The organism is Rothia sp. HMSC069D01, from assembly GCF_001810135.1.
In the GTDB taxonomy this organism is placed as follows: domain Bacteria; phylum Actinomycetota; class Actinomycetes; order Actinomycetales; family Micrococcaceae; genus Rothia.
Genome location: NZ_KV800088.1, coordinates 20034 through 43913, shown reverse-complemented (window position 1 = coordinate 43913; position 23880 = coordinate 20034). Strand labels below are relative to the sequence as shown.

Sequence of the window (23880 nt, the reverse complement as noted above, 5' to 3'; positions counted from 1 at the left end):
CTAATTGCCGCCTTCTGCCCGATTATTCACAAGAATTATCGTCTAATGGCGATTGTGCGGTTCAGGATTGATAATGACCGCTGGCCTGATATGAATAATCCGAGTGATATTGCTCGGGTGGATGCTCTAGATAGTGGCCCTGATACAGTCCCGTACTTCAGGGAAAAAGAGAAAGTCACCGGCCTCGCCGACGTCTACATGTAACCAACCACCACACTAGGACACCCCATGCTCAGGAAATTCCTTGCCGAAACCGTCACCAACGGCTCCATAGGACTCAACCGCCCCAAAGGCTATATTCCTCTGGGACAGCGGCAGAAAAAGCCGCTGCTGGCTGTGTTAATTTTGGACGCTTGTACAGTGGTTGTTTGTCTTCTGTGTCCTCTACTTTTCAGAGCAGAGAGCCTTGTTGACTACATTCCAGCCTACATATTTACAAACATAGTTGGAATGCATTTCTGGTTTATGTCCATCCATGTTCACTCTTTCTACATCCAGCAGAATGCAACTTCCGTGAAATGGCGGAACTGGCGATTCAAAACCCGCGAGTTCGACTACAGCAGCATCACCAAAATACACATGCAGGTCAACGGCAAAGGCGGACACCTACTCATCAGCAGTAGCCAGATGGGACGCTACCGCCTGGGTTTCAGCCCCGTCTTCTTTGACGCAACTTATATCTACCATATGATTCTTTTCCGTGAGCGCTACGGCGTTTGGCCACCCAAGTACATCCCTGAGCTCTTCGTAGAGTTCGGTGATTACGAGGACATGGACGCTCTGATTAAGGTCATCTGTTATGCCCGCACGTATGAGATTGGTTCCCCCGAGGCTGGGGAGTACCGACAGATCCCGGAGCACCTGCAGCGCATCCTCGACCGCGCTGCGGCAGAATCCAAATAGTTGAAAGGGAAATAGCATGAACGCATTTATCAATGCCATCACCGACCCCAGGCTTCTCTTCATGTGGTTCAGTTTTATTTTCTTGGCTCTCGCATCTTTATTGCTGGGTATGGTCGAACACTGGCCGTGGGGCGCAATATTCTTCGTTATGGGGCCTGTGACCCTCTTAGCTCTAGACATGGCACATGATGAAAGCATTGCAGGCAAAGCAAACGGTGGCCCTTTCCACCACTTCTTTATCTTCGTTTTCTTCTTCGGTGCAGTGGGCTTGATTGTACTGACGGTTCTTACGGCTTTCGGTGTACTCCAGGGAGACACGACTCCGTGGACCCCGGAAACAAACTTCGCCTCCTGGTATATAGCTGCCGGGTCGCCCATCGTCCTTGTCCTAGTCACACGCACCGACCCCAAGGACGGCGCCCCTGACCTGCAACGCATGGAACAGCTGGATAGGCGCTCAACCCGTGTGGGTGTTGTGACGGCGGCTATTTTTGCGGTTCTGTGCCTTGTGGTTCCCCTGATTAGTCTCTCCGCTACAAGCTATGATTCACTTGCCCTGGCGTTGACGCTCCTCCTTACCCCGTGGTTCCTATACTTCGTGCGCGATGGTCTTTTCTACCTGCACCACCCGCATTTTGAGGAGGGGTCTGAGGGGTACCGGACCCTGCGTGTCGTGTGCGTCGGTATGGTGGGGATGTCTTGCTGTATCTCGTTGGTGTACATGATCAACACGCTGAACCGTTCAGAGTGGCTACCCGCGCTAGCCTTCACGATACCGGTGGTGACAACTGGGTGGCTGGTGAAGCGGTACGTCACCGTGGGTATCACCATTCCCGAGAACGAAGACGAGTATCTATCCTCTCATGCTAGCGTTCAGGAGGTGGAGTAAAACATGTTAGATACCATTTTTAGTATTTTCTGGGGAATTGTTTTAGTGCTCTCCGTTGTCTCTGTTCCCTACATCATTATCAGGTACGAGATTAATCGGCACCAAGATAAGAAAAAAGAAGTGCAGGGAATTTTTTAATAAGATCAATTTAAAGAAATGGGATATTTAATAAAATTACCTTTTTCTGCTGAGTTATAGTAGGGGAACTGATGGAAATTAATTACAAACGCCGCCAGAGAATAGCACTCATTATTTCGTTCATCATTCTTTGGTACATGTTCTTTGTTTTCCCTAAATACTCACGTGATGACAGTGACGGTATCACCGCCACCTGCACCGTAACTAAGGCATATACAAAAGAGATTGGCGGAACAGTAAGCGGCATGAATGATATTAGACCCAAAGGTGTTTTTGAGACAGAAGAATGCGGCACTCTCACGATGATTGTGCCGCCGGAAGGTCGCAAGATTCCCGAGTACGTTGAGACCGTCAAACCTGGCAAAAAATACCTATTCCACGTCGCAAACTCATCTCTTAAAAAGGAACGAGATTTTGATACGACCCGCTTTGAAGAAATCAAAGAATAACAACCTCATAAATTAAAAACAAAGCCCCCGCAGCCGAGAGTCATCCTCTCAGCCGCGGGGGCTTCACCGTATCAGCGTGTCCTCACGCGGCGAGCGCTAGGAGGCGCGGCGGCGAGAACGCAGCACCATCACAGTGCCGGCACCAAGCACCAGTGCGCCACCCACAGCCACAGACACCGCACCAAAACCAGTACGCGCCAGGCCGCCCTGCTGGGAGCTCACGCCACCCGACGCAGCAGACACACCAGACTGACCCAAAGAGCCGCCGCCAGTGCCACCACCGGAAATACCGCCCGGGTACACGCCGCCAGCAGAACCATCAGCCGAACCGTCAGAGGAGCCCTGCGCGTTCACATCACCGGCAGCGCCAGAAGCACCAGCCTGACCGGACTGACCACCCTGCGCGGCACCAGACTGCGCGGAGCCGGGCTGGTTAGCACCAGCGGTACCGCCCGGGGTTGCCGAATCCACACGGCGCACACCACTAAAGTCGTCCGCAGCCGCGTTCGGGTCCTTCGGCACGGCAGTCTCAAACGAGCACGCATCCGACGCCTTCTTACCCACAGCAACCGCAAGTTGCTGCACCGGGCTGTTCACCTCAGTACCATCAGCCAGAGTCGCGGAATAGTGCACGTCAAACATGTACTGGCCGGGCTCAGAGAACACCCAGTTCGCGTGTGCGTGCGTCGCGTAATCAATGTCGATCGTGGTCTTGCCGGTCGTCGAGTCCAGCAGCACATCCGCACCATTCAGCGACTCAGTGAACATGCCGAAGCGCGCACCCTCAGGCATGACCTTCGGCACCACGTGCAGGCGCACGGGGCCGCGCAGCTGCGAGTAGTCAATGTCCTGCGTGTTGTAGCCGGGCCAGGGCAGGCCGCTCTGCTGGGTCTGCGGCAGGCCGTAGAAGGCGGTGCCGACCGGGCCCATGAAGTTCAGCTTCTCGTCAGCCATACGTTCGGTGCGAACACGGCGAGCGTTCTCGCTGACAGTCCACACGACCGAATCGAGCGGGCGCACGGTCGAATCAGCGTCAATGATGCCGCTGTCGTCACGCAGACCCACGGACAGCTGGCGGTCCTTCAGGGTCGCCTGAATGTCCAGGTGGCCGTGCGAGATCTTGGTGCGACCGTCAATCTGGCCGGGCACGCACTGGTTACCGGGGGTTCCGGGGGTGGACGGCTGCGCAGACGGCGCCGGGCTAGTCGGAGCAGGTGCGCTCGGGGTCGGGTTCGCGGGCGCCGGAGTCGTCGGTGCCGGAGTGGAGGGTGCCGGAGCAGGTACGCTCGGCTCTGCGGAGGCGGTCGGCACCGCAGGCACGGTCGGAACCTCGCTGGGGGACACCGACGGAACGGTGCTGGGCTCAGCGGTCGGAGCCTCGGAGGGAGCCTCGCTCGGCTCAGCAGAAGGGTCGGCAGAGGGCGCGACGGTAGGCTCAGCGCTCGGCGACGGATCCACCGGAGCAGGCTTCGGCGCATCGCTAATGGGTGCACTATCCGGAGCCAGCGCACCGTGCGCGGTGTACTTGGTGCCCGGCTCGTAGTTCGCCGCAACCTCGGTGGTGGAGGCGGAAGCGTTCATATCCGGGTGGGTCAGCATCTTCACGCGCAGAGCCGTGCCCTTGTAGAACGACTCGTCACGGAAGGTAAAACGCGCCACGCCATCCTCAACGGAGCCTTCCAGGTCGAGGTACGGGTAGACCGGGTCATCCTGGGCGTAGAAGCCGCCACGCATGAAGCCGCGCACCTTCGGGTCCTTGAAGCGGACCTCAACGGTGCTGAAACCGTTGCCGTTCGGGGTGACGGTCACGTCGTAGTCCATGCTGGTCGGCGTGTACTGCTGGGTGCTGAGTACGGTGTTCGCCTGATCCGGGATTTCTTCGGGCCAGGAGCCGTTACCGTCGTCGCTGTACACGCTCTCAGCCTTACCGGGCTCGTAGGTGAGCTTGTGCGAGATCCAGCGGGACGCCTCCGCGCTGTTCGCGTCGGAGGTGTCGGGGGTGAAGACCGCCTGCAGCTGGGAACCCTCGCTACCGAGCATTTCAGACCAGGTGGCGGTACCGTTCACGACCGGCAGGTCGGTCAGGAAGTAGCCGTTGTTGTACAGGGTCAGGGTGCCCTTGAGGTTCTTGTTCGCGGCGGTGAAGGTGATGTCGCTGAGCTTGTCGTCGGCATCCTTGTTCTTAGCCGGGTCGGCATCCAGGCGGTGCGGTGCCACGGACAGTACGTACTTTGCGGCGTCCAGGTCACCGACGGGTGCCGCATTGTAGCGGTCGACGGTGGGTACGGCGGTGGGGGTGCCGTCACCGAGCACGGGCTGCATGCCGCCAACCTGCCAGACCAGCTTCGACGGCTTGGAGCTAATGATGCGGCCGTCGGTGGAGCGCGCCACGGTGCGGTAGGTGACCACGTAGCGGCCCGGGCGGGTGAAGGTCGTGGTGTTGTGGGTGTGGCTACCCTTGTCGAGCAGCCAGGAGTGCCAGCCGGTCGAGCTGCTCGAAAGCATGCGGTACACGTCGGCAGGGGCGTCATCCGGGTTGTAGCGGAAGAGCTCCATGCGGCCGGGGCCCTCAACGGAGAGAATGTCGGTAGCGAACACGCCGTCACGGAAACGCTCAGTGGGCACCTTCGTGGATGCGCCCAGGCCAGCCCAGATGGGGTCCTGGTTGCCGTAGGTCAGGTGCGGTGCCATGTAGAGGGTCTGGCCGGGTTCGCCGAGGAACGCCAGGGAGGGCGATTCGCCCAGGGTCATGGTGTACTGCGACTTGCCGTCCCTGGTGCTGTAGCCCTTGCCGACCCAGTTAACGGTCTTGTCCAGTTCGTAGGTGTCTGCGCCGGTCTTGTAGGGGTTCGCCTCGTTCATGAGGACGAAGGTGCCGTTCTGCTCGTCCCAGTATGCCTTGGGGGCGTCAACGTGGCCCTTGGTGGTGACGATTTTGCCGTCGTCGGGACCTGCTGCGGCGGGCAGGGAGGGGGCTGCGCCGGCGAGCGCGAGCAGCGCTGCGGCGGAGAGGAATGCGGCTGCGCGGCGGAGGGCGGGCTTGCCGCCGGGGATGAAGAGTGCGGGTGTGTGTGTGGTGACCCGTCGTTGGGTCTGCTTCTGAGAGTTCATGACAACCTTTCTCATTTTTCTATTTCCTAGGGTAGCTCTTTTGCAAATAATTGTCATTTAGAACCTAAGTGAGTATAGTGATTCTCAGAAACACGTGTGCGCCGAGGCGCGCCCAAAAACGCACACCACGTACATCCACAAAGAGAAAAACACGGCAGAGCGCACCCCGGACGCAGGGGAGAAACCGGCAACAGGCCGCCGGACCCAGCACCGGGCAAGCCCCGAAAGCAACGGGCCCCGAACACACCGGGCAACGCGCCAGCCAACGAGCAGTCATCCAAGGAGCCACCATGCAAGGACGCACCAAACCTCTGAGCCTACTCAGCGCAACCACCCTCGGATGCACCCTCGCACTCGGGGCGCCCCTCGCCCTCCCCCAGGTCGGCACCTTCACCGCCGCACAGGCGCAGGAAAACCAGGCTGGCGCCCAGGCAGGTACCGAGTCGCGCAGCTACGTCAACTACGAAGGTGACTACGTCATCGCGGGCGTACACACCGAAATGCTCAACGCATTCCTCGACGGCAACCAGTTCACCCTCGCCACCCTCGCAGACACCGGCCCCGGCCAGCAGGGACGATTCAACCCCGCCCGCACCGTCTTCCACCTGCCCGACGTCGAGGATGCACACACCAAGGTCGTAGCAGGCTACGACTACATTGCCCCCGAAGGCAAGGACATCTTCTACATTCCCTCCACCCGCACCCGCGGCCTGCTCTACCCCGGCCTCGGCGCGGAAGGAATCCGCCCCGGCGCGCTCAAGGACAACACCATCAACCTTGAACTCGTGCGTAGCAGCGTACCCGAAGGCGGCCGCGCCGAAGTCTTCACCGAATCCGGTCGCGACAACCCGCGCGTCTTCAGCACCAACGACAAGCTCGCACCGCACACCATCACCTCTGGCGGCCACGAGCACCTCAGCTGGGCATTCACCCGCGCCGGCATCTACCAGCTGACGTTCCGCGCCACCGCAACCCTTGCCGACGGCACCCCGGTCAGCTCCGAGGCGACCTACACCATCGCCGTGGGCACTAACGCTGAGGACGGCTTCAAGCTCCTGAACGCGCAGAACGCCGCAAAGGAAGCAACCAAGGACGCCACGAGCGAGGCAACCACTACCCCCGAGGCGAGCGCCACCGCTACCGAGAGCGCCACCAGCAGCCCCAGCGCATCTACCTCCGCAAGTGCTGAGGCGAGTGCTTCTGCTGAGGCGAGCGCATCCACCGGTATTCGCCGCGTGGATGGATCCGTGAACGGCCAGAACGCCGCGCAGGTGACCGACCCGAACGGCGCAAAGGCGGCGGCGAATGGTGAGCAGGCATCCCAGGGCGGATCCGGTGTAACCGCCATCAGCGGCACCGACAACACCAATAACGGCTCTGACAAGGGTAAAAACAAGGACGGCAATGCCACCAGCGCGAAGGGATCCAGTGTGAAGGGCTCCAACGCCCAGAACATCAGCGCGCCCAGCAACGGCGGCGGCATTACCGGCAACGGTGTGCTGTCCTCCGGTCTGCCCGGTAGCCTGAACCAGCAGTGCATCGCCACCGAGGTTCCCGCCGAAGATGCCAAGGACTCTAAGGACTCCAAGGACGCTCAAAAGGACAACAAGCAGAGCAACCAGGCAGCCCAGGCACCGACCAGCATCCCCACCCTCGCCGTGGTCAATACCGCTGAGCACAGCGGCCGTGAAGAAGTCACCCACGGCCACTTCGACGTGGGCCCGATCCTCAACGGCGGCAACCTCACCAGCAGTGTGAAGGACGACCGTACCAGCCCCGCCCGCCACGTCTCCCCCGGCGCCCTCGAGTTCGTACTCAATGACGCCGCGAAGATCAACCTGCCCGCAGGCATGGAGAACATCGCCCCGGCGGGCACCCCCGTGCACATGATTGGTGCAACCCAGCAGCAGGGCGTGCCCTGGCTCGGCTGGAGCACCCAGGACCCCGAACTGCTCAAGCAGCTCGACGGCCCCGTCACCATGAGCCTCAACGGTTTTGAGGGCCCCGGCACGATGTCCACCTTCCTCTCCGGTAACTTCGGTTCCGCCGGTCAGCAGGTCTTCGATTCGCGGAGCGGCGGCTCCTTCCAGGTGCCCGCAAACACCCACCAGCACAGCAACTGGGTGTTCACCGCTGAGGGACGCTACACCGTGACTATCGGCTGGACTGCACGCCTGAAGAACGGCCAGCAGGTCAGCAGCGAATCGGTTCTGCACTTCACCGTCGGCAACCCCGATAACGCCCCGGCAAGCAACAACGCACAGGGTGGGGCAGAAACCAAGCAGGACGGCGGCAACGCTAACAACGCTAACGGCGCCAACAACGGCAGCGAGAAGAGCACCGCAAAGAACCCCGTCAACGGCACCGTCGACGAAGCCACCGGCATCGTTACCAAGCCCGACGGATCCAAGGTGCGCATCGTCGGTAAGACCGCCTCCGGTGAGGATTGCGCCCTGACCAGCCAGGAACTCGCGAACGCCCAGAAGGCAGCCGCGGCAGGCAAGCTACCGAACACCGGTGTGGTCATCGACCCGTTCATGGTCAGCACCTCCATTCTGGCGCTGGCACTCGGTGCCATGATTTTGCGTTCGGCACGCCGAAAGGGCCGCAGCGGTGACACCGCATAGCGGGCATACCGGCGCGCACACCTATAGTCGGCGTACCGCCCTCACCCTCGCCTCCCGCATTGCGGTGGGTGCGGGGGTGGGGGCTGGTGCCTTCGCGCTGAGCGGATGCGCCAGCACCGTGAACGCCTCCTCCGACCGGATGCGCGTGGTCGCCACGACCCCGATCCTGGCGGACTTGGCTCAGCAGATTGCCGGGGAGCGCGCCAGCGTGCACTCTCTGGTGCCTGCCGGTGCTGACCCGCACTCATATGAGCCGAGCCTGCGCGATATCCGCGATGTCGCCTACGCCCGCTGTGCCCTGACGAACGGTCTGCTACTGGAGCAGCGTAAGCTCAGCAAAATGGTTGAGGCGAACCTGCCCGCCGGCGTTGTGTCCGTGGCGGTTGCGGAGAAGATTGAGCAGTACGGCGGCAAGCTGGAAGCCATTGTTGAGGATGCTTCCCTGGACTCCATCTGGCTGGGTTTGCGTGTTGAAGAGGGCGGGCAGAACGAATCTGCCCCCGCCGACTCTTCGGATGCAGGCATGCGCTTTGAGGTGCAGAGCGTGCGGGCGCGCACCTCTACCGATTCGTCGAATGCGCAGTTGGCGGCGTTCATTACGCAGACCTTCGGCGCGGTGGAGATGCTGTGCGATTCGCATGCGCGCGGCGTGAACCTCACCCGTGAGGGGGACACCGCGGTCCGCACCGGCGATATGGGTTCGCTGGAGCTTCCGTTGCAGGCGCATACGCACCTGTCGTGGGCGTTTAGCGATGCCGGCGAGTACGCCATTGAGCTGAGTGCCACCGCAGTCAATGCGCCGGAGTCGGTGCGTTCCTCGCGCGGCACCCTGTACTGCGCGGTCGGTCGTGACCCGCAACAGCTGGTGGACCGTCTGGCGAAGGAACAGAACGTTTCCGCCTCAGACATCAAGGTTCTTTCTGCAGGTCACGCCGATATTACGGCACGCACCGGTGACGGCAGGCTCGTGCTTCGCGCGGATTCCTCCCAGGGCGCCGTAGAGTACGAACTGAACCGTACCGTGGTCGCGGTCCCCTCCCGCACCCTGCAGGAGGTGCCCGCCGGCGGTAGCTACCGTTTCCTGCGCTCGGGTGCTTCGGAGCACCGCGGTCAGGTGTACCTGCTCGCGCAGGCCGTTCTGGGCAAGCACGTGCACGGCGAAATCGACCCGCACATTTGGCATTCGGTACCGAATGCGAAGGCGAGCGTGCAGGTCATTCGTGACGCGCTCACCTCCGCCGATCCGGCGGGTGCGAGCGAGTACGCGACCCGCACCGAGCAGGTGATGAAGGAGCTTGACGCCCTGGACGCTCAGCTGCGTCAGGTGTACGGTGCCCTGCCGGAGGCGGCACGCAACCTGGTCACCACGCACGACGGCTACCGCTACCTGGCGAGCACCTACGGGTTGCACATTGCCGGTTTTGTGAGTGCTAGCGCGAGCGGCGAGCCGAGTATTCAGCAGCGTCAGCGTCTGCGCCGCACGGTCGAGGATCTGAAGGTTCCGGCGATTTATCTGGATAAGTCCACGGCGATGCGTTCACCGGTTCTCACGGAGTTGGCTCGGGAGGCGCAGGTGCGTACCGGGGTGCTCTATTCGGACACCCTGGATGCGCAGGCTCCTCACTACGCGCAGATGATGTTGGCGAATGCTCACACGATTGCGCTGTGCTCTGGGAACGGCTCCGGCAGCGACTCTTCGGGCGCTAGCTGCTCCGATACTAACTCCTCGTAACCCGGTTTTTAAGCTACCCACAAGCTCATATAGCCGTATCAGCATATAGATAATCTTTCACACACCACCTAGGTCATGATTCAAGGAAGTCCTCATGATGAACTCAACCACCACCTCCCGCTCCTCACGTAGCCGCGCCCTGCCCGCCCTGGCTCTGGGCGCCAGCCTCATGCTCGCACCCCTGGGCGTGGCACACGCGGAGACCACCCCGGCAACCGCTGAGGCAACCACCGAGAGCGCCTCGGCTCAGCCGAGCGACAGCAACCTCAGCCGCGGCGAGCGCGCCCTCACCCAGACCCTGTCTGCGGAGCAACCGGTCGCATCCGGCCGCACCGAAATTTCTGCCGGTCACGTGGATATGGGTCCTCGTTTCAACAACGGCAAGTTTGAGCTCATGCTCCACGACGACCACGGCGAAACCCCCGTCTGGCGCAGCCTGGACGAGGTCATCTACCGCGGTAGCGACCAGGCGATCCTTGAGGTGCCGAACGACCCGCGCTATTCCTTCGTGGGTGCGCCCGCCGGCTCTAAGGTGTACGTCATTCCGCAGACCGAAACTAAGGGCGTGATCTGGCCGGGTTGGAACACTCAGGATCCGCAGCTGGTGTCCAAGCTGAACCGCGGCGTGAACCTGACCCTGGAGCAGGTGAGCGGCCCCGGCACGTTCAGCCTGTACCTGGAGAACGGCAACTTCTCGGCGCCGCAGGTGCTGTGGTCCTCGACCAAGAGTGAGCCGCAGAAGCTGTGGGTTGAGAAGAACACTCACACCCACGCGAACTGGGTGTTCACCGCCCCGGGCGAGTACCTGCTGAAGGTCACCGCGAGCGCTGAGCTGTCTGACGGTTCGACCGTGTCTGATACTCGCTACCTGAAGTTTGCGGTGGGTGATTCTGCGAGCGCTGATGCCCTGTACGCGATGGAGGCGCAGGCGCGCGGTTCCTCGGGCTCGGCTTCTTCTGCTTCCTCCGATGCTTCGTCTACCTCTGCTTCTCAGGCGTCCGGTTCTTCTTCTGCCGCCGCAGCGAGTGACCAGAGCGGTTACAAGGCAGAGTTCACTATCCCCTGGGGTGCTATTGCCGCAGGCGTGGCAGCTGTGATTGCCGTGGGCGCGTTCCTTTCGTTCCGTCGCCGTTCCTCCGCGCAGCGTGAGGCGCTGGATGAAGTGCGCGGTGACCGTTCGTGAGCGCGTCGGTAACAGCGGGTACTGAACCCGTCCTAGAGATTTCAAACCTGTACGCCGGCTACGCGCGCCGTTCCATCCTCAAGGATCTGTCCCTGACCCTGGAGCGCGGCGAGTTTGCGGGTCTGATTGGTGCCAATGGTGCCGGTAAGACCACGCTGCTGCGCACCATTTTGGGTCTGATTCGCCCGGCGTCCGGTCAGGTTCGGGTGCTGGGTGAATCGCCGCGTGTGGCGCGTGCGCATATTGGTTATGTGCCGCAGAAGCACCAGTTCCAGTGGGATTTTCCGCTGACCGTTAAGGACACGGTGATGACCGGTCGCGTGCGTGAGATTGGGTTCTTCCGCCGCCCGGCGAAGAAGGATTGGGTTCAGGTTTTTTCGGCGATGGAACGCACCGATGTTCTGCACCTGCAGGATGCTTCCATCGCGGAGCTTTCCGGTGGTCAGCGTCAGAGGGTTCTTTTGGCGCGCGCTTTGGCGGCGAACCCCTCCCTGCTGCTGCTGGATGAGCCGTTTACGGGCGTGGATGCGCCGACTCAGACCACTCTGACTCGCCTGTACCGTGAATTGGCGGGTGAGGGCATCACGATTCTGATGTCTACGCACGACATGCTGGCGGCGCGTGAGTCCTGCTCGCGTCTGTGCGGTGTGCGCGGCAATATTCACCTGGATGGTCCGGCGGACTCCTTTAGCCTGGAGCAGCTGCATACGTGGTTGCACGGTCACGATATTGAGGAGGCGCAGGGTCACGCCCGCACGGGCTTCACCTGTGCCGGTGGTGCGTTGGATGAGTACGGCCACGAGCTACCCGATTCCTGCACTTCTGATCTTTCTCTCTCCCCCGCCCACGCTGATTCTGCTTCTACCGGGGGTGCCCGTTGATTACTCCTATCGATTTTCTTGCCGACCTGTTCAACCCGTCCCTGGCGTTCCTTCCGCGCGCCCTGGCGGCTGTACTGCTCGCGTCGGTGGTCACCGGCGTGGTGGGCTGTCACGTGCTGATGCGCGGCATGGTCTTCATTGGCGATGCGGTGGCGCACTCGGTGTTCCCGGGCCTGGCGGTGGCGTTCGTGTTGGGCGGCAACCTGATGGTGGGCGGCCTGACCGCGGGCGTGGTGACGGCTATTCTGGTGGCTATTTTTAGCCAGAATCAGCGGCTGCGCGAGGATTCGGTCATTGGTATTTTCTTTGCCGCATCTTTTGCGTTGGGTATTGTGATTATTTCCTTGGCGCCGGGCTATTCGGGGTCGGTGCAGGATTTCTTGTTCGGCTCGATTGTGGGTGTCTCGAATGAGGACATTACCAACGCCGCGATCATGGGTGCCGTGATCCTGCTGGTGTTGTGGCTGTTCCACCGGCAGATTGTGACGGTCAGCCTGGACCGTGAGAGTGCCCGCGCGATGGGTCTGCCGGTGCTTGCCCTGGATATTGTGCTGTACGTTCTGGTGACCATTTCTGTGGTGCTGGGTCTGCAGACGCTCGGTAATGTGCTGGTGCTGGCGCTTCTGGTGATTCCGGCGTCGGCAGCCCGCCTGGCGTGCCGCCGACTGGGGTCGATGATGGTGTTCTCGCCAGTGTTTGGCGGTATCTGCTCGATTGTTGGCCTGTACCTGTCGTGGGCGTTTAACCTGCCGACCGGTGGCACGATTGTGCTGTCGATGGTGGCGGCTTTCGTGCTGGTCTGGGCTGTGACGGCGGTTCGTTCGCGAGCGCGTGCCCAGCTGAAGAATTAAACTCAGCTCAACCTCGACTCAATCCAACTTTCCTCGATTAAACGCACGAGGCGTATCCCCGTTTGGGGGGTGCGCCTCGTGCGTTTTTTACAGGTCTTAAATACCCAAAGTGAATCATGTTTATGTTTAAAGAACTAAAAGATACACTCCGCGTAATAAAAGCGCTTAATTCAACACGTCGGGTTTAATGAAAATACAACCTATCAAATATTTCTTATGGGTTGATACATGTAGTGATAAAGCAGTCACTACACCCTCATTAGAGCTTCAAAGAAGGAGTCATCATGAAGGCATATGTATACCACGGCCCCGACCAGAAGGGCGCCTGGGAGGAAGTCCCGAACCCCACCATTCTTGAGCCCACGGACGTTATCGCCCGTGTCGACACCACCACCATTTGCGGTACTGACCTGCACATCCTGAAGGGTGACTGCCCCGAGGTGGACCACGGACGCATCCTCGGCCACGAGGCTGTCGGTACCATTACCGAGGTTGGCTCCGCGGTGACTGACCTGAAGGTCGGCGACCGCATCATCATCCCCGCCGTGACCAGCTGCGGTAAGTGCTCCTACTGTAAGGCGAACCAGCCTTCGCACTGCCAAACCGTTGGTGGTGTCGGCTGGATTTTCGGTTACATGATTGACGGCACCCAAGCAGAGTACGTGCGTGTTCCCTACGCAGAGACCTCGGTCCACCTGGTTCCGGAGGGTCTGACCGATGAGGACGTCCTCTTCCTCACCGACGCTCTGCCCACCGGTTTCGAGATCGGTATTCTGAACGGCAACACCAAGCCCGGTGACACCGTCGCTGTCGTGGGTGCAGGCCCCGTGGGTCTGGGCGCGATTATGACCGCTAACCTCTGCGGTGCTGGCCGCGTCATCACCATCGACTTCGACGACAACCGCATGAACAAGGCGCTGGAGCTGGGCGCAACCGATAAGGTCAACGCGGGCGACCCGGACTTCATCGAGAAGATTAAGGCTCTCTCCCCCGACGGCCTGGGCGTGGATGTGGCAATTGAGGCTGTGGGCGTTCCGCAGACCTTCGAGACCTGCACCAAGATTGTTCGCCCCTATGGCAACATCGCGAACGCCGGCGTGCACGGCAAGCCCGTTGAGCTGCCCCTGAACACCATGTGGATTTCGAACGTTCGCATCAACATGGGTCTGGTCAACTGCAACACCGTCGGTAACCTGCTGAACATGGTCCGCTCCGGCCGCCTGAACGCTAAGGCGATGGCAACCCACCGCTTCACGTTCGACCAGTTCGAGGAAGCCTACGACCTGTTCACCCACGCTGCTGAGCACAACGTGGTGAAGGTTGTTATCTCCCGCGACCCGGAGGTTGCGGCATAGACTGCGGTAGGCTCATATACCGCTCATACTGAAACCCCGAACGTTTGTGAGGGATTTCGGTGGGATGTATTCATGACACTGCGAACATCCCTAGGATTCGCCTCCGGGTGGGAGTGGGTAGGTCCCACCCGGAGCGCGAATCGTCCTCCCCTACCCCGAGATGCAGTTATTTTCTGAAGAGACTAGATTGTCTGAAAATTCAAGAGATGCGTCAGCTCGGGGTTTTCTGTTCCCTCAACCCGTTCTTTGGGCAACCCGTTCTTTGGTGGGTTTAGGGGCGGTTCCTCAAGCATGATGCACCCTCCACCGGGCGCTCTGCCGACCCGCTCTTGCGGGTTCTTCTGCCAGGCAACCTCTACTGGTGGAGGGGCGCATCATTTGGCTCTTCTTGGTCGGGCGGTACCTCCGATTCTGCTCCTCCTTGAAGGGAAAGGAAAAGGGTCGCACGCTTACGATTCAATGGCGATTCGTAGGCTGCGACCCTTTTCTCATGCCCGGATTCCGGCACTGCGGGGATTTTCTGTGCTCCGGGGTTTTTCTGTGTTCCGGGCGGCTATTTAGTTTTTAGGCTTCTCACCGTCAGCCTTCTCGCCGATAGCGGCGTTCTGTGTGATGGGGTTGAACACCTCCGTGGGATCATCCTCTCCGAATGCGGCAGATACCCCAGATACGGCAGAGGATTCGGTGGCGTCTCCGGTGACGGGCTCGGTGGGTGCATCAGCCGGATCCTCGGCAGGCGCGCCAACGGGCACCTCCGCAACGATGGGCTCCTCCGAGGCGGGTGCCTCCGGAGCCTTCTGCGCATCCTCCTGCTGATCCTGAGCCGGAGTCTCTACGGGCTGCCCAGAAACACCCTGCTCAGTAGCTACCGGCTCACCGTGCGCAGAATCCTTCTGTGCATCCTTCTGCTCATCCTTGTGCGCGTCCTTATGTTCGAGCGTGTAGATGATGCGAGGTTCCAGACGCTCAAAACCGATCTTGGAACGCACCCAGTTCACCGCCCGGTCAATGCGGTCCTCACCCTCGGTAGTTTCAACAACCCGGTAGTTACGCGGTAGCATCACGCTATCACTGAGCACACGCGGGTACTCGTCAATCTCCTGAATACCCGCCATGTACATATTTTCGCGGAACTGCTGGGCGAACTCCTGCTGACCCAAGAACAGCTGGTCGGCGTAGGTTTTAGCCGACAGGCGCTCGCTGTAGGCATGCTTCGAATCGCGGGTGCCCTTCTTGGAGCCGTAAATATCCCAGAAGTAGAAGTACACGTTGTTCGCGATAATCGCGTAGATAATGCGGTTCTGCAGGTACACGAGGGCACCGACGGCGACCGCACCAACAATCAGGAGCACCACGGCGAGCGGGGAGAGTGCAAAGTCAGACAGATTGCCGCGGTGGTTCGTGAACAGGCCAATCAGGTAGGCGATGGTGACCACGATGATGGGCACGCCGATGAAAATCACGGCCAGCGGAACCCAAATGTACAGCAGAGCACGTAGAATCAGGCGGTAGTAGCTAATCGAGTCGCCAATGGGGATGGGCGTGGGCTTCACGGAGGAGTGCGCACGCTTCATGAGCAGGCTGAACACGCGGTTGCTGTCGATGCCGACTTTACGCAGCTTCGATTCGAGGGAGGCACGTTTGAGGAAGACCCGGTAGTTTTCGAGGACGACGCGCTGGTCGGAGGTGAGCTTTTCGGGGTCGGGTAGGGCGTTGAGGTCCAAGCCGGCTTCGGTGAGGAGTTTGCTCCACAGTTCCAGTCGCGCCAGTTCGGAGGGTTTTGCCGCCGCCTGCGCCTGGTAGTTCTTGTAGGAGATGAAGATGGTGCTGGCACCGATGAGCAGTGTAATGAAGGGTGCAATCCAGTCTTTGAGTCCCATGGTGGCGTTCCTCCTTGATTGTGTGGAGCCGCTGGTTCCTCGGTCTTTTCAGCGCGTCTTTTCAGGATGTCTTTTTGGGGCGTCCTTTGCGGGCGCGAGCCCACTGTGTTTACCGTACCACCGGCACCTGTGCTGAACCTTTAAATGCGCAGGTGGGTGCGTAAAAATAGCCCCGCCTCCCGATGCTGCGGTAGCGTCAGGAGGCGGGGCTTATGTGTTCCGAATTAGTGCGCTCGCTGGGTTAGCGCGCAGAGTTAGTGCGCGGAATTAGTGGTCAGCGGGCTTCATTTCGCGCGGTGCCTTGCGGATCATGAAGTAGCTAATGACGGCCATAACACCCATGAGCACGGCGCTGAATGCGGAGCTCAGCACCACGCCGGAGTCGAAGGCAGCGAATGCGGAGGAGAGCAGCTGGTTCGCCTGCTCGCCACCCACCTGGCTTGCGACCGTCACGGCACCGCCGAGGGTTTCGTGGGCGTGGTCGGCGAGAGTCTCATCCAGGCCGTCGGGTACAACCACATTTGCGCGGTAGACGGCGGTGAGCATGCCACCAATGATGACGGTGCCGAGCACCGTACCTGTCTCGTAGGAGGTCTCCGAGATCGCGGATGCCGCACCAGCCTTACGCGGCGGCACGCTGGAGAGCATCAGGTCGTTCGAAATGGTCTGCGCAATACCGATGCCGGTACCGAGCACAATGAAGATCAGGATAATCACCAAGTCGTTGTGCGCACCCAGGAAGGCGAGCACCGCGAACGCGGCAGCGTGGAGCGCCAGACCGAAAGACACCACCTGCGCCGGGTGGAAGTGCACCGCCACGCGCGCAATCACCAGACCGGCGATAATGATCGCCAGGGTACCGGGAATCAGCAGCATACCGGCGTACATGGGCGGCAGACCGGAGACCAACTGCAGGTGCTGGGAGGCGAAGTAGATGAAGCCAACGTCCACCATCATGGAGATGAGGTTTGCGGTAATCGCGCCGGTGAACACGGTGTTGCGGAAGAGGCGCACATCCAGCATGGGCTGAATATCGTTCTTCTCGCGGTTGAGCTGACGCAGCACGAACAGGACAATGAAGCACAGGCCGGCAAGGATGGTGCTGATAGCCACCGCATCGAACCCGGTTTCGGAGGTGTGAGTCAGACCGAAGGTAATGCCGGTCATGCCGGTCATAATCAGCAGGATGCTCAGCGGATCCACCGGGCTGGGGTTCGGGTCCTTCGACTCGGGAACCATAATCGGGGCGAGAATCAGCAGAGGAATCAGAATCGGCACAGCGAGCAGGAACACCGAACCCCAGTCGAAGTGCTCCAGCAGGAAACCACCCACAATCGGGCCCAGCGCCGCACCCGCCGAGAAGCCCGAAGCCCACACGGCAATAGCGATGCGGCGCTCGGTCGCATCCACAAAGATATTGCGAATAATCGACAGGGTTGCCGGCATGAGCATGGCGCCAAAAATACCGAGCAGGGCGCGGGCAACCACGAGCATCAGCGCGGAGGGCGCGAATGCCGCGAGCGCAGAGATTGCCGCGAAGCCGGTCGAGCCGATGAGCAGCAGCTTGCGGCGACCGATGCGGTCACCGATAGCGCCCATGGGCACGAGCAGGGCGGAGAGCACCAGGGAGTAGGAGTCAACGATCCACAGCTGCTCCGCGGAGGAGGGGCTCAGCGCCTTAGCGATTGCGGGCACCGCGAAGGCAAGCACTGTGTTGTCGATGGAGACCAGGAGCACCGGGAGCATGAGCACACCGAGTGCCGCCCAGCGCTTGGTCTTCTGGTCGGGGGCGTGAATGGGCAGAGCCGTGGTGTGCGGATTGTGATTCGTCATGGGTTGTTTTCGTGCGTCTATAAGGTGTCGGCTGATGCGGCGGACGCGGCGGCATCAGCTCGGCCTGTCTTTTGGGCTAGGTCTTTTAGTGAGGTTTTAGGGGTCCGGACGGGGCCATAAACGAAGATTAACTATACCAACTGGACGGTATAGTTTCAAGCGGTTAGACTGGTACCCATGACCACCCCCAACCACCGCAAACAGCGCGCCAACAACTCCCGCGAACACATCCTCGACACCTACGTCGACCTGCTGATTCGCTCGGGAGAACGCGCCGCAACCCTCAACGCCGTCGCCACCCCCGCCAAGGTTTCCAAGGGCGGGCTACTCTACCACTTCTCATCCAAGAAGGCGCTCCTTGAAGCGCTCGCAGAACGCACCCTCACCCTGGCTGAAGAGGACTTCGCGGCAATGGAGCAGGCACCCGAGGGGGCAAGCGCCTACTACATCAATTCCTCCACGCCGGATAACACCCCGTTCGACCGTGCCCTCATTGCCCTCAGCCGCCTGGCGCAGAACAATAATGAGCTCGCCCAGCAGACCATGAGCCGCGTGCAGGAGGGATGGCATGCACTCGTCCTCGCTGAGCTGGGTGACGAGCAGATTGCCCGCGCCGTGCTGCTTCTGGGTGATGGCATGTACTACAACGCGGCGTTCGGAGGCGACTCCGCCAGCCCGCAGAGGGCTGCAGCCATCGCGGCAGACCGTGCGGCGCTCGAACGTGCACTGCAGGTACTCAAGGCGGCAGCACGCTAGAACAAGAATCCACTCGATACAGCGGTTAAAGCCACAAGCTAAAACCGCCGCCTCAGACCGTATTCTTTAGCGCCGGCGAGCACCCGGGGCTTAAACTGGAAGGGTACGTATCTACTCTTCAATCAAGGAGTTCCGATGATTTTCATTGCTGTAAAGTTCCCCGTCAAGCCCGAATACGCTGACCAGTGGATTGAGAAGACCCGCGCTTTCACCGAGGCAACCCGCGCCGAGGAAGGCAACAAGTTCTTCGAGTGGTCCCGCAGCGTTGAGGACCCGAACGAGTTCGTTCTGCTCGAGGCTTTCAACGACGACGCAGCTGGCCCGCACGTGAACTCTGACCACTTCCAGCAGGCTATGAAGGACATGCGTCCGCTGCTGACTGCAACCCCGAAGATTATTTCTCGCCTGATCGACGGCGACGACTGGGAAGCAATGGGCGAGCTGCAGATTGACTAGTCTGCACCCCTGATATGCACCTAAAACTGCATAGTTAGACGTTGCATAAGTAGACGCTGGAGCGCCTCTCCTCTCTGTCCTATTGGACAGGCAGGAGAGGCGCTTTGGTGTGTCCGGTACCTGAACTTTTCCCCTTGACACGACGCGGATGGTACCGGTTTTCGACTCAGCGGGTGCCTTGCGTGCATTTTTACCCTATTAACCCCTTAAAATGGGTAGAGTATGCACACCTATCGATACCCATTCGCACAGGAGGTCTGAATGAGCATCGCATCCCAGCCTCTTCCCGGCGCAGTCGCCGTCGAAGAGCACAACGACGTGGACCACACCTCTGTATCCCTCGCCGTCTCGACCGTTATTCTGGCACTGCGCCCCAAGGAAAACGAAACCCACCCGACCCTGTGGCTGCCGCTGGTTCGCCGCCTCCGCGAGCCTTATAAGGGCCAGTGGGCGCTTCCTGGCGGTCCGCTCAACCCGAATCTTTCCCTCGAAGAGGCAGCCGCTTCGACCCTGAAGCGCGCAACCAACCTGCAGCCCGGCTACCTGGAGCAGCTCTACGCATTCGGCGACGTTCTGCGCACCCCCGAGGCGCGCGCCGCCCGCGTTGTGGGCGAGCCCGAACCGGCACCCGGTACTGATCATGAGCGCGTGGTTTCCGTGGTGTACTGGGCGTCGATTCCCGCCACCGAGGTCGCGAACACTCGCGTGCACGAGAACATCCGCTGGTTCCCGGTGGATGAACTGCCCGAGCTCGCCTTCGACCACAACGAAATCATTGAGTACGCACTCTACCGCCTGCAGAACAAGGTCGAGTACTCGCGTATTGCACACTCTTTCTTGGGTGAGGAGTTCACCCTGGCGCAGCTGCGTGAGGTGTACGAGGCGATTCTGGGTCGCACCCTGGATCCGGCGAACTTCCGCCGCCAGATTGCGGCGTCGAAGTCGATTATTGACACCGGCCGCCGCGTGGAGGGCACCCGTCACCGCCCGCCGCGCCTGTACCGTTACAACGACGCTCAGGCGTACGCGGATGCGGGCCCGCTGGGTATGTACCGCGAGCGCCACGAGGCGTAATAGCGTTTCGCGTGTTGTACGCGCGCAGATTTAATGCCTAAGATCTAATGCCTAAAAGGAGGGGCGGCACCGTGCGGTGTCGCCCCTCTTTTTGCGTTCTCTAGGGGGTATCGGCACTTGTCAGGCGGTTTTACGGGAGGGTGTTTGACTCAGCACCCACACAGTTTCTATGCTTAAGCCATCAGCTCTCTATCCGCGCTACCCCACCGTGTGGGGGTAGCCTAAGGGACTGAACATATCGATTGACCGAAGCCACCCAAGGCACGACCGGGGTGGTATTCGGAATCTAGGAGGCATCAAAGAAATGACCCACCGAGCATAAGCCCGGACCTCACAGAATTTTTTTCGCGCGCTCACGCAGCAGCTTTATAGGCACAGCCGTATAGTCGCTTTATCCTGCGTATTTCTGTCAGCGCGCATACACCCGGGCACAGGTATATCCACCGTTACGCTCGGGTTTTTTCGCGCCCTTTTTCGGGGCGAGCCTCTTACCGCCGCGCACTCAGCGCAGGTAGCAAAACCGCCGACACACTGCCACAACGCACCACCGCCGGAGCTTGAGGGCACCCGAGCATCCATGACTCGCGTCTATGATTCAAGGAGCTCGTATGACACACGCACTTCAGCCGCAGGCGACCTTTCCCCGTTCCGCTTCTTCCCGCGATGCCCGTTCACACGCCCATGCGGCGGCGCACGTTAGCATCGCCCACCTACACTTTGCGCACCCGAGCCAGCCTCCGCTTTTTGCGGACCTTTCAGCGGTGTTTTCGGCACCTCTGACCGGGCTCATCGGTGACAATGGTTGCGGAAAAACAACCCTCATGAGATTGATTTTGGGTGATTTGACCCCGGATTCCGGTTCTTTGGCGGCACCGGAACACATGGCGTATCTACCTCAGGATATGGGTCTGGATCGGGAGCAGACCCTAGCCGAGCTCTGCGGAATCTCCGAGATTCTGCGGGCACTGCAAGCAGTGGAATCCGGCGAATACTCCCCCGAACTCTACGAAACCATCGGGGATAACTGGGACGTTGAGGAGCGAACCCTGGCGGCTCTTGCGACCTACGGCTTCACCCCGGCGGCGCTGATTGATCGCGACAACCCGCAGGCGGTTCGCGCACTCTTTGCTCGCAGTATGCGCAGCTTCTCCGGTGGTGAGGCGGTCATTGCCGCGCTTGCCTCACTCATGGTTTCCGATCCCGAGTTCATTCTGCTCGATGAGCCGACGAACAACCTTGACTCCGCGGCGAAAGCCCAGCTCTTCACGGCACTGGAGGCGCTGCCCTGCCCGGCGCTCATTATCAGCCACGACCGCGATCTACTGGAGCGCGTAAACGTGATTGCCGAGCTTCACGCCGACCGCCAGGGGGTGGCGCATCTGCGCCTTTTCGAGGGTAACTACAGCACCTACCGGCAGGCGCTGGACACCGAGCAGCAGGCGGCTCAGCGTCGCGTCACCGAGGCGAAGAACCGGGTGCGTTCTGCGCACCGTGAGTGGGTGCATGCGCAGGAGATTATCTCGAAGAACATGGCGCAGGTGTGGAAAGATGACCAGCCGGATACGATTCTTGCCCTCGCCAAGGACGCCTCACGGCAGGCGGCGGTGAAGCTTCGCGGTCTGCGCATCGGCAAGCAGGAGCAGGCTCAGGAGGCGTATCAGAAGGCTCAGGAGCAGGTGCGGGCACAGGAGAAAATCTATGCAGAGCTGAGCCAGCAGCCCCTGCCCGCGGGACGTAAGGTGCTGGAGCTGAGCAGGGTTGATAGCCACCCAGTTTCACGTGAAACATTTGCCGTTCAGCAACCCACCAAGGTTGATTCTCTGCATTTTTCGCCCGCAGAGGCTGATAGCGAGAGCCAACAGGGAACCCCAGCAGAGCACCCCGAGCACCTGATTCTCAGCGGCCCCGAGCACCTGCGCATCACCGGTGCAAACGGTAGTGGCAAAACCACCCTCCTTGAGGCAATTGCCCACGCCGGCGAGGCGGACTACCTCTCCCCCGTACAGCCCGCCTATCGCGTCGACTATTGCATCGAGGGGGCGTATATTCCGCAGCGCATTAGCTTGGATCCACAGCTGACTCTCCTGCAGAGCGTGCAGCGGGCAAACCCCGGGGTGAGCGAACAGCACCTTCGTGATCAGCTGGCGCGGTTACTTTTCCGTCGCGAGAGCGTGCACCATAAGACCGGTGAGCTCTCCGGCGGTGAGCGTTTCCGCGCAGCGGTGGCGCAGGTGCTTCTGGCTGATCCGGTACCGCAGCTACTCATGCTGGATGAGCCGACGAACAACCTCGATATTTCTTCGGTGGATTGGTTGGTGCAGGCACTCGAAGCCTACACCGGTGCGCTCATCGTGGTGAGCCATGATGAGGATTTCTGCCGCCGCATCCGCATTGACCGCACGCTCGCGCTCTAGTCCGGTCAGCGCCGCGGGTCGGCAACCCGGGGCTTAACGAACGGGTGCCCGGCACCTCCGAATATGGAGGCGCCGGGCACCCGTTTCAGTTATCTCACCGCGGTCACTTCACCGCGCTGACGAAAACCTAGATTAGAGGACCAGGCCCTTGGTCTGGGACACTGCGCGCTCGAAGCGAGCCTGAACGTCAGCCCAGTTCACAATGTTCCAGAATGCCTTGACGTAGTCGCCCTTAACGTTCTGGTAGTCCAGGTAGAATGCGTGCTCCCACATGTCCAGCTGCAGAACGGGGATCAGTGCAACGGAGATGTTGCCCTGCTGATCGTAAAGCTGCTCGATGATGAGGCGCTTGCCAACGGTGTCCCACGCGAGGATTGCCCAGCCGGAGCCCTGAATGGTCAGTGCAACGTTGGTGAAGTGCTCGCGGAACTTGTCGAAGGAGCCGAAGAACTCGTCAATTGCTGCTGCCAGCTCGCCGGTGGGCTTGTCGCCGCCCTCGGGGGACAGGTTGTTCCAGAAAATCGAGTGGTTGGTGTGGCCACCCAGGTTGAACGCCAGGTCCTTGGAGAGCTTGGAGACGTTGCCGTACGCACCGTTCTCGCGTGCCTCTTCGAGCTGCTCAAGAGCTGCGTTAGCACCTGCAACGTATGCTGCGTGGTGCTTGTCGTGGTGCAGCTCCATGATCTTTGCGGAGATGTGGGGCTCGAGCGCCGCGTAGTCGTAGGGAAGCTCGGGGAGAGTGTACTTTTCAGCCATGATGATGCCTTTCATTAGAAAACTTGGCTCGTATTAAAGATTACCAGCGTAGCGTTTACTTTACCTTTCATGAATTGGGGAGCGTCACATGTGCGCACCAACCCGTGCAGGACTGTGGATTTTAGGCGGAAACTTTTCCCCACACCTGTGGATAACCCTGTATATCAACAGGCTCTTCAGGCTCAGTGGCCTGTTCTGCCTTGAAATAACAGGGTATGCACTCATGTGAATAACAGTGCTGTAAGTTCTCCACACTGTGGATAACTACTGTGGATAACACCCCATTTTGGGGATGCGCAGGGGATAAACTACAGAATTTTTGCCCTCACTCGGGGCGTTTTTCCTTCTACTAGCCAAAATATTGGGCGCCGGCAGGGACGCCGAGCCCCCTTACACGCCGCTTAGCGCCGGAGGCGGTGGATTAAGTGCACAGGGTTATCCACAGGTGTGGAAACTCTGGCGTTCCGCGGATTTAAAGGTGAAAAGGTCTTCTATTTAAGAACTGACCCTCGGTTTTAACGGCTGTGAAAGCCTGTAATTACAAGAATTTTTCTGCAGAGCTCTTAAATTGGGCCCGTGGCGAGCCTCGATT

Annotated in this window: 17 protein-coding genes and 1 pseudogene; 14 read left to right on the top strand and 4 right to left on the bottom strand. The window is 60.2% G+C overall.

Annotated elements, in window-relative coordinates; genetic code table 11:
- The 4 genes and pseudogenes from HMPREF2710_RS09480 to HMPREF2710_RS02425 form a co-directional block, all read left to right on the top strand.
- Positions 1 to 204: pseudogene (locus HMPREF2710_RS09480) on the top strand (hypothetical protein); the annotation flags it as partial.
- A 261-nt stretch (positions 205 to 465) separates the two neighbouring features.
- Positions 466 to 903, top strand: coding sequence for a hypothetical protein (locus HMPREF2710_RS09330; protein ID WP_141746594.1), 438 nt, complete (start codon positions 466 to 468; stop codon positions 901 to 903).
- A gap of 16 nt (positions 904 to 919) precedes the next feature.
- Entirely contained in the window at positions 920 to 1792 is an 873-nt protein-coding gene (locus tag HMPREF2710_RS02430; RefSeq protein WP_070599329.1) for a hypothetical protein, read from the top strand.
- Between the two features lie 209 nt (positions 1793 to 2001).
- Positions 2002 to 2379, top strand: coding sequence for a hypothetical protein (locus HMPREF2710_RS02425; RefSeq protein WP_049352846.1), 378 nt, complete (start codon positions 2002 to 2004; stop codon positions 2377 to 2379).
- A 96-nt stretch (positions 2380 to 2475) separates the two neighbouring features.
- Here the strand turns inward: HMPREF2710_RS02425 and HMPREF2710_RS02420 are convergent, their stop codons facing one another.
- Positions 2476 to 5490 carry a choice-of-anchor M domain-containing protein gene (locus HMPREF2710_RS02420; protein WP_070599327.1) on the bottom strand — a complete coding sequence of 1005 codons (3015 nt, stop codon included), beginning with the start codon at positions 5488 to 5490 and terminating at the stop codon, positions 2476 to 2478.
- Between the two features lie 290 nt (positions 5491 to 5780).
- Between HMPREF2710_RS02420 and HMPREF2710_RS02415 the strand changes: the two genes are divergently transcribed.
- The 6 genes from HMPREF2710_RS02415 to HMPREF2710_RS02390 all read left to right on the top strand — a co-directional run bounded on the left by HMPREF2710_RS02415 (position 5781) and on the right by HMPREF2710_RS02390 (position 14119).
- Complete coding sequence (locus HMPREF2710_RS02415; protein ID WP_070599325.1) at positions 5781 to 8117, top strand: TIGR03773 family transporter-associated surface protein; 2337 nt, start codon at positions 5781 to 5783, stop codon at positions 8115 to 8117.
- The gene (locus HMPREF2710_RS02410; protein ID WP_070599323.1) at positions 8104 to 9849 is read left to right on the top strand and encodes an anchored repeat ABC transporter, substrate-binding protein; all 1746 of its coding nucleotides are present in this window, start codon (positions 8104 to 8106) and stop codon (positions 9847 to 9849) included. Before HMPREF2710_RS02415 ends, HMPREF2710_RS02410 begins: the two co-directional genes overlap by 14 nt.
- Positions 9850 to 9943: 94 nt before the next feature.
- Complete coding sequence (locus tag HMPREF2710_RS02405; protein ID WP_070599322.1) at positions 9944 to 11032, top strand: choice-of-anchor M domain-containing protein; 1089 nt, start codon at positions 9944 to 9946, stop codon at positions 11030 to 11032.
- Positions 11029 to 11913, top strand: a complete 885-nt coding sequence (locus HMPREF2710_RS02400) for a metal ABC transporter ATP-binding protein (RefSeq protein WP_049341976.1) — start codon at positions 11029 to 11031, stop codon at positions 11911 to 11913. Before HMPREF2710_RS02405 ends, HMPREF2710_RS02400 begins: the two co-directional genes overlap by 4 nt.
- Positions 11910 to 12764 (top strand): anchored repeat-type ABC transporter permease subunit, encoded by an 855-nt coding sequence (locus HMPREF2710_RS02395; RefSeq protein ID WP_049341975.1) that lies wholly within the window; start codon positions 11910 to 11912, stop codon positions 12762 to 12764. Before HMPREF2710_RS02400 ends, HMPREF2710_RS02395 begins: the two co-directional genes overlap by 4 nt.
- Positions 12765 to 13048: 284 nt before the next feature.
- Positions 13049 to 14119 carry an alcohol dehydrogenase catalytic domain-containing protein gene (locus HMPREF2710_RS02390; protein WP_070541959.1) on the top strand — a complete coding sequence of 357 codons (1071 nt, stop codon included), beginning with the start codon at positions 13049 to 13051 and terminating at the stop codon, positions 14117 to 14119.
- Positions 14120 to 14676: 557 nt separating this feature from the next.
- Here HMPREF2710_RS02390 and HMPREF2710_RS02385 read toward each other — a convergent pair.
- Together HMPREF2710_RS02385 and HMPREF2710_RS02380 are read right to left on the bottom strand one after the other, a co-directional pair.
- Positions 14677 to 15999: an NADH dehydrogenase gene (locus tag HMPREF2710_RS02385; protein ID WP_070599320.1), complete on the bottom strand. Its 1323-nt coding sequence runs from the start codon at positions 15997 to 15999 to the stop codon at positions 14677 to 14679.
- A gap of 267 nt (positions 16000 to 16266) precedes the next feature.
- Positions 16267 to 17832, bottom strand: a complete 1566-nt coding sequence (locus HMPREF2710_RS02380; RefSeq protein ID WP_049338178.1) for an MFS transporter — start codon at positions 17830 to 17832, stop codon at positions 16267 to 16269.
- Between the two features lie 177 nt (positions 17833 to 18009).
- Between HMPREF2710_RS02380 and HMPREF2710_RS02375 the strand changes: the two genes are divergently transcribed.
- The 4 genes from HMPREF2710_RS02375 to HMPREF2710_RS02360 all read left to right on the top strand — a co-directional run bounded on the left by HMPREF2710_RS02375 (position 18010) and on the right by HMPREF2710_RS02360 (position 22532).
- Positions 18010 to 18588 (top strand): TetR family transcriptional regulator, encoded by a 579-nt coding sequence (locus HMPREF2710_RS02375; RefSeq protein ID WP_070599318.1) that lies wholly within the window; start codon positions 18010 to 18012, stop codon positions 18586 to 18588.
- 135 nt (positions 18589 to 18723) lie between these two features.
- Positions 18724 to 19044, top strand: coding sequence for a putative quinol monooxygenase (locus HMPREF2710_RS02370; protein ID WP_049333773.1), 321 nt, complete (start codon positions 18724 to 18726; stop codon positions 19042 to 19044).
- Between the two features lie 261 nt (positions 19045 to 19305).
- Positions 19306 to 20118: an NUDIX hydrolase gene (locus HMPREF2710_RS02365; protein ID WP_070505485.1), complete on the top strand. Its 813-nt coding sequence runs from the start codon at positions 19306 to 19308 to the stop codon at positions 20116 to 20118.
- A 608-nt stretch (positions 20119 to 20726) separates the two neighbouring features.
- Positions 20727 to 22532: an ATP-binding cassette domain-containing protein gene (locus tag HMPREF2710_RS02360; protein WP_070599316.1), complete on the top strand. Its 1806-nt coding sequence runs from the start codon at positions 20727 to 20729 to the stop codon at positions 22530 to 22532.
- A gap of 132 nt (positions 22533 to 22664) precedes the next feature.
- Here the strand turns inward: HMPREF2710_RS02360 and HMPREF2710_RS02355 are convergent, their stop codons facing one another.
- On the bottom strand, positions 22665 to 23288 hold the full coding sequence (locus HMPREF2710_RS02355; protein WP_044150883.1) for a superoxide dismutase: 624 nt from the start codon (positions 23286 to 23288) through the stop codon (positions 22665 to 22667).
- Between the last annotated feature and the right edge of the window lie 592 nt (positions 23289 to 23880).

Coding starts and splice junctions, on each gene's coding strand:
- HMPREF2710_RS02385 (WP_070599320.1), bottom strand. CDS start 15,999: ATGGGACTCAAAGACTGGATTGCACCCTTCATTACACTGCTCATCGGT.
- HMPREF2710_RS02425 (WP_049352846.1), top strand. CDS start 2,002: ATGGAAATTAATTACAAACGCCGCCAGAGAATAGCACTCATTATTTCG.
- HMPREF2710_RS02355 (WP_044150883.1), bottom strand. CDS start 23,288: ATGGCTGAAAAGTACACTCTCCCCGAGCTTCCCTACGACTACGCGGCG.
- HMPREF2710_RS02420 (WP_070599327.1), bottom strand. CDS start 5,490: ATGAACTCTCAGAAGCAGACCCAACGACGGGTCACCACACACACACCC.
- HMPREF2710_RS02430 (WP_070599329.1), top strand. CDS start 920: ATGAACGCATTTATCAATGCCATCACCGACCCCAGGCTTCTCTTCATG.
- HMPREF2710_RS02380 (WP_049338178.1), bottom strand. CDS start 17,832: ATGACGAATCACAATCCGCACACCACGGCTCTGCCCATTCACGCCCCC.
- HMPREF2710_RS02390 (WP_070541959.1), top strand. CDS start 13,049: ATGAAGGCATATGTATACCACGGCCCCGACCAGAAGGGCGCCTGGGAG.
- HMPREF2710_RS02365 (WP_070505485.1), top strand. CDS start 19,306: ATGAGCATCGCATCCCAGCCTCTTCCCGGCGCAGTCGCCGTCGAAGAG.
- HMPREF2710_RS02360 (WP_070599316.1), top strand. CDS start 20,727: ATGACACACGCACTTCAGCCGCAGGCGACCTTTCCCCGTTCCGCTTCT.
- HMPREF2710_RS02375 (WP_070599318.1), top strand. CDS start 18,010: ATGACCACCCCCAACCACCGCAAACAGCGCGCCAACAACTCCCGCGAA.
- HMPREF2710_RS09330 (WP_141746594.1), top strand. CDS start 466: ATGTCCATCCATGTTCACTCTTTCTACATCCAGCAGAATGCAACTTCC.
- HMPREF2710_RS02405 (WP_070599322.1), top strand. CDS start 9,944: ATGATGAACTCAACCACCACCTCCCGCTCCTCACGTAGCCGCGCCCTG.
- HMPREF2710_RS02415 (WP_070599325.1), top strand. CDS start 5,781: ATGCAAGGACGCACCAAACCTCTGAGCCTACTCAGCGCAACCACCCTC.
- HMPREF2710_RS02370 (WP_049333773.1), top strand. CDS start 18,724: ATGATTTTCATTGCTGTAAAGTTCCCCGTCAAGCCCGAATACGCTGAC.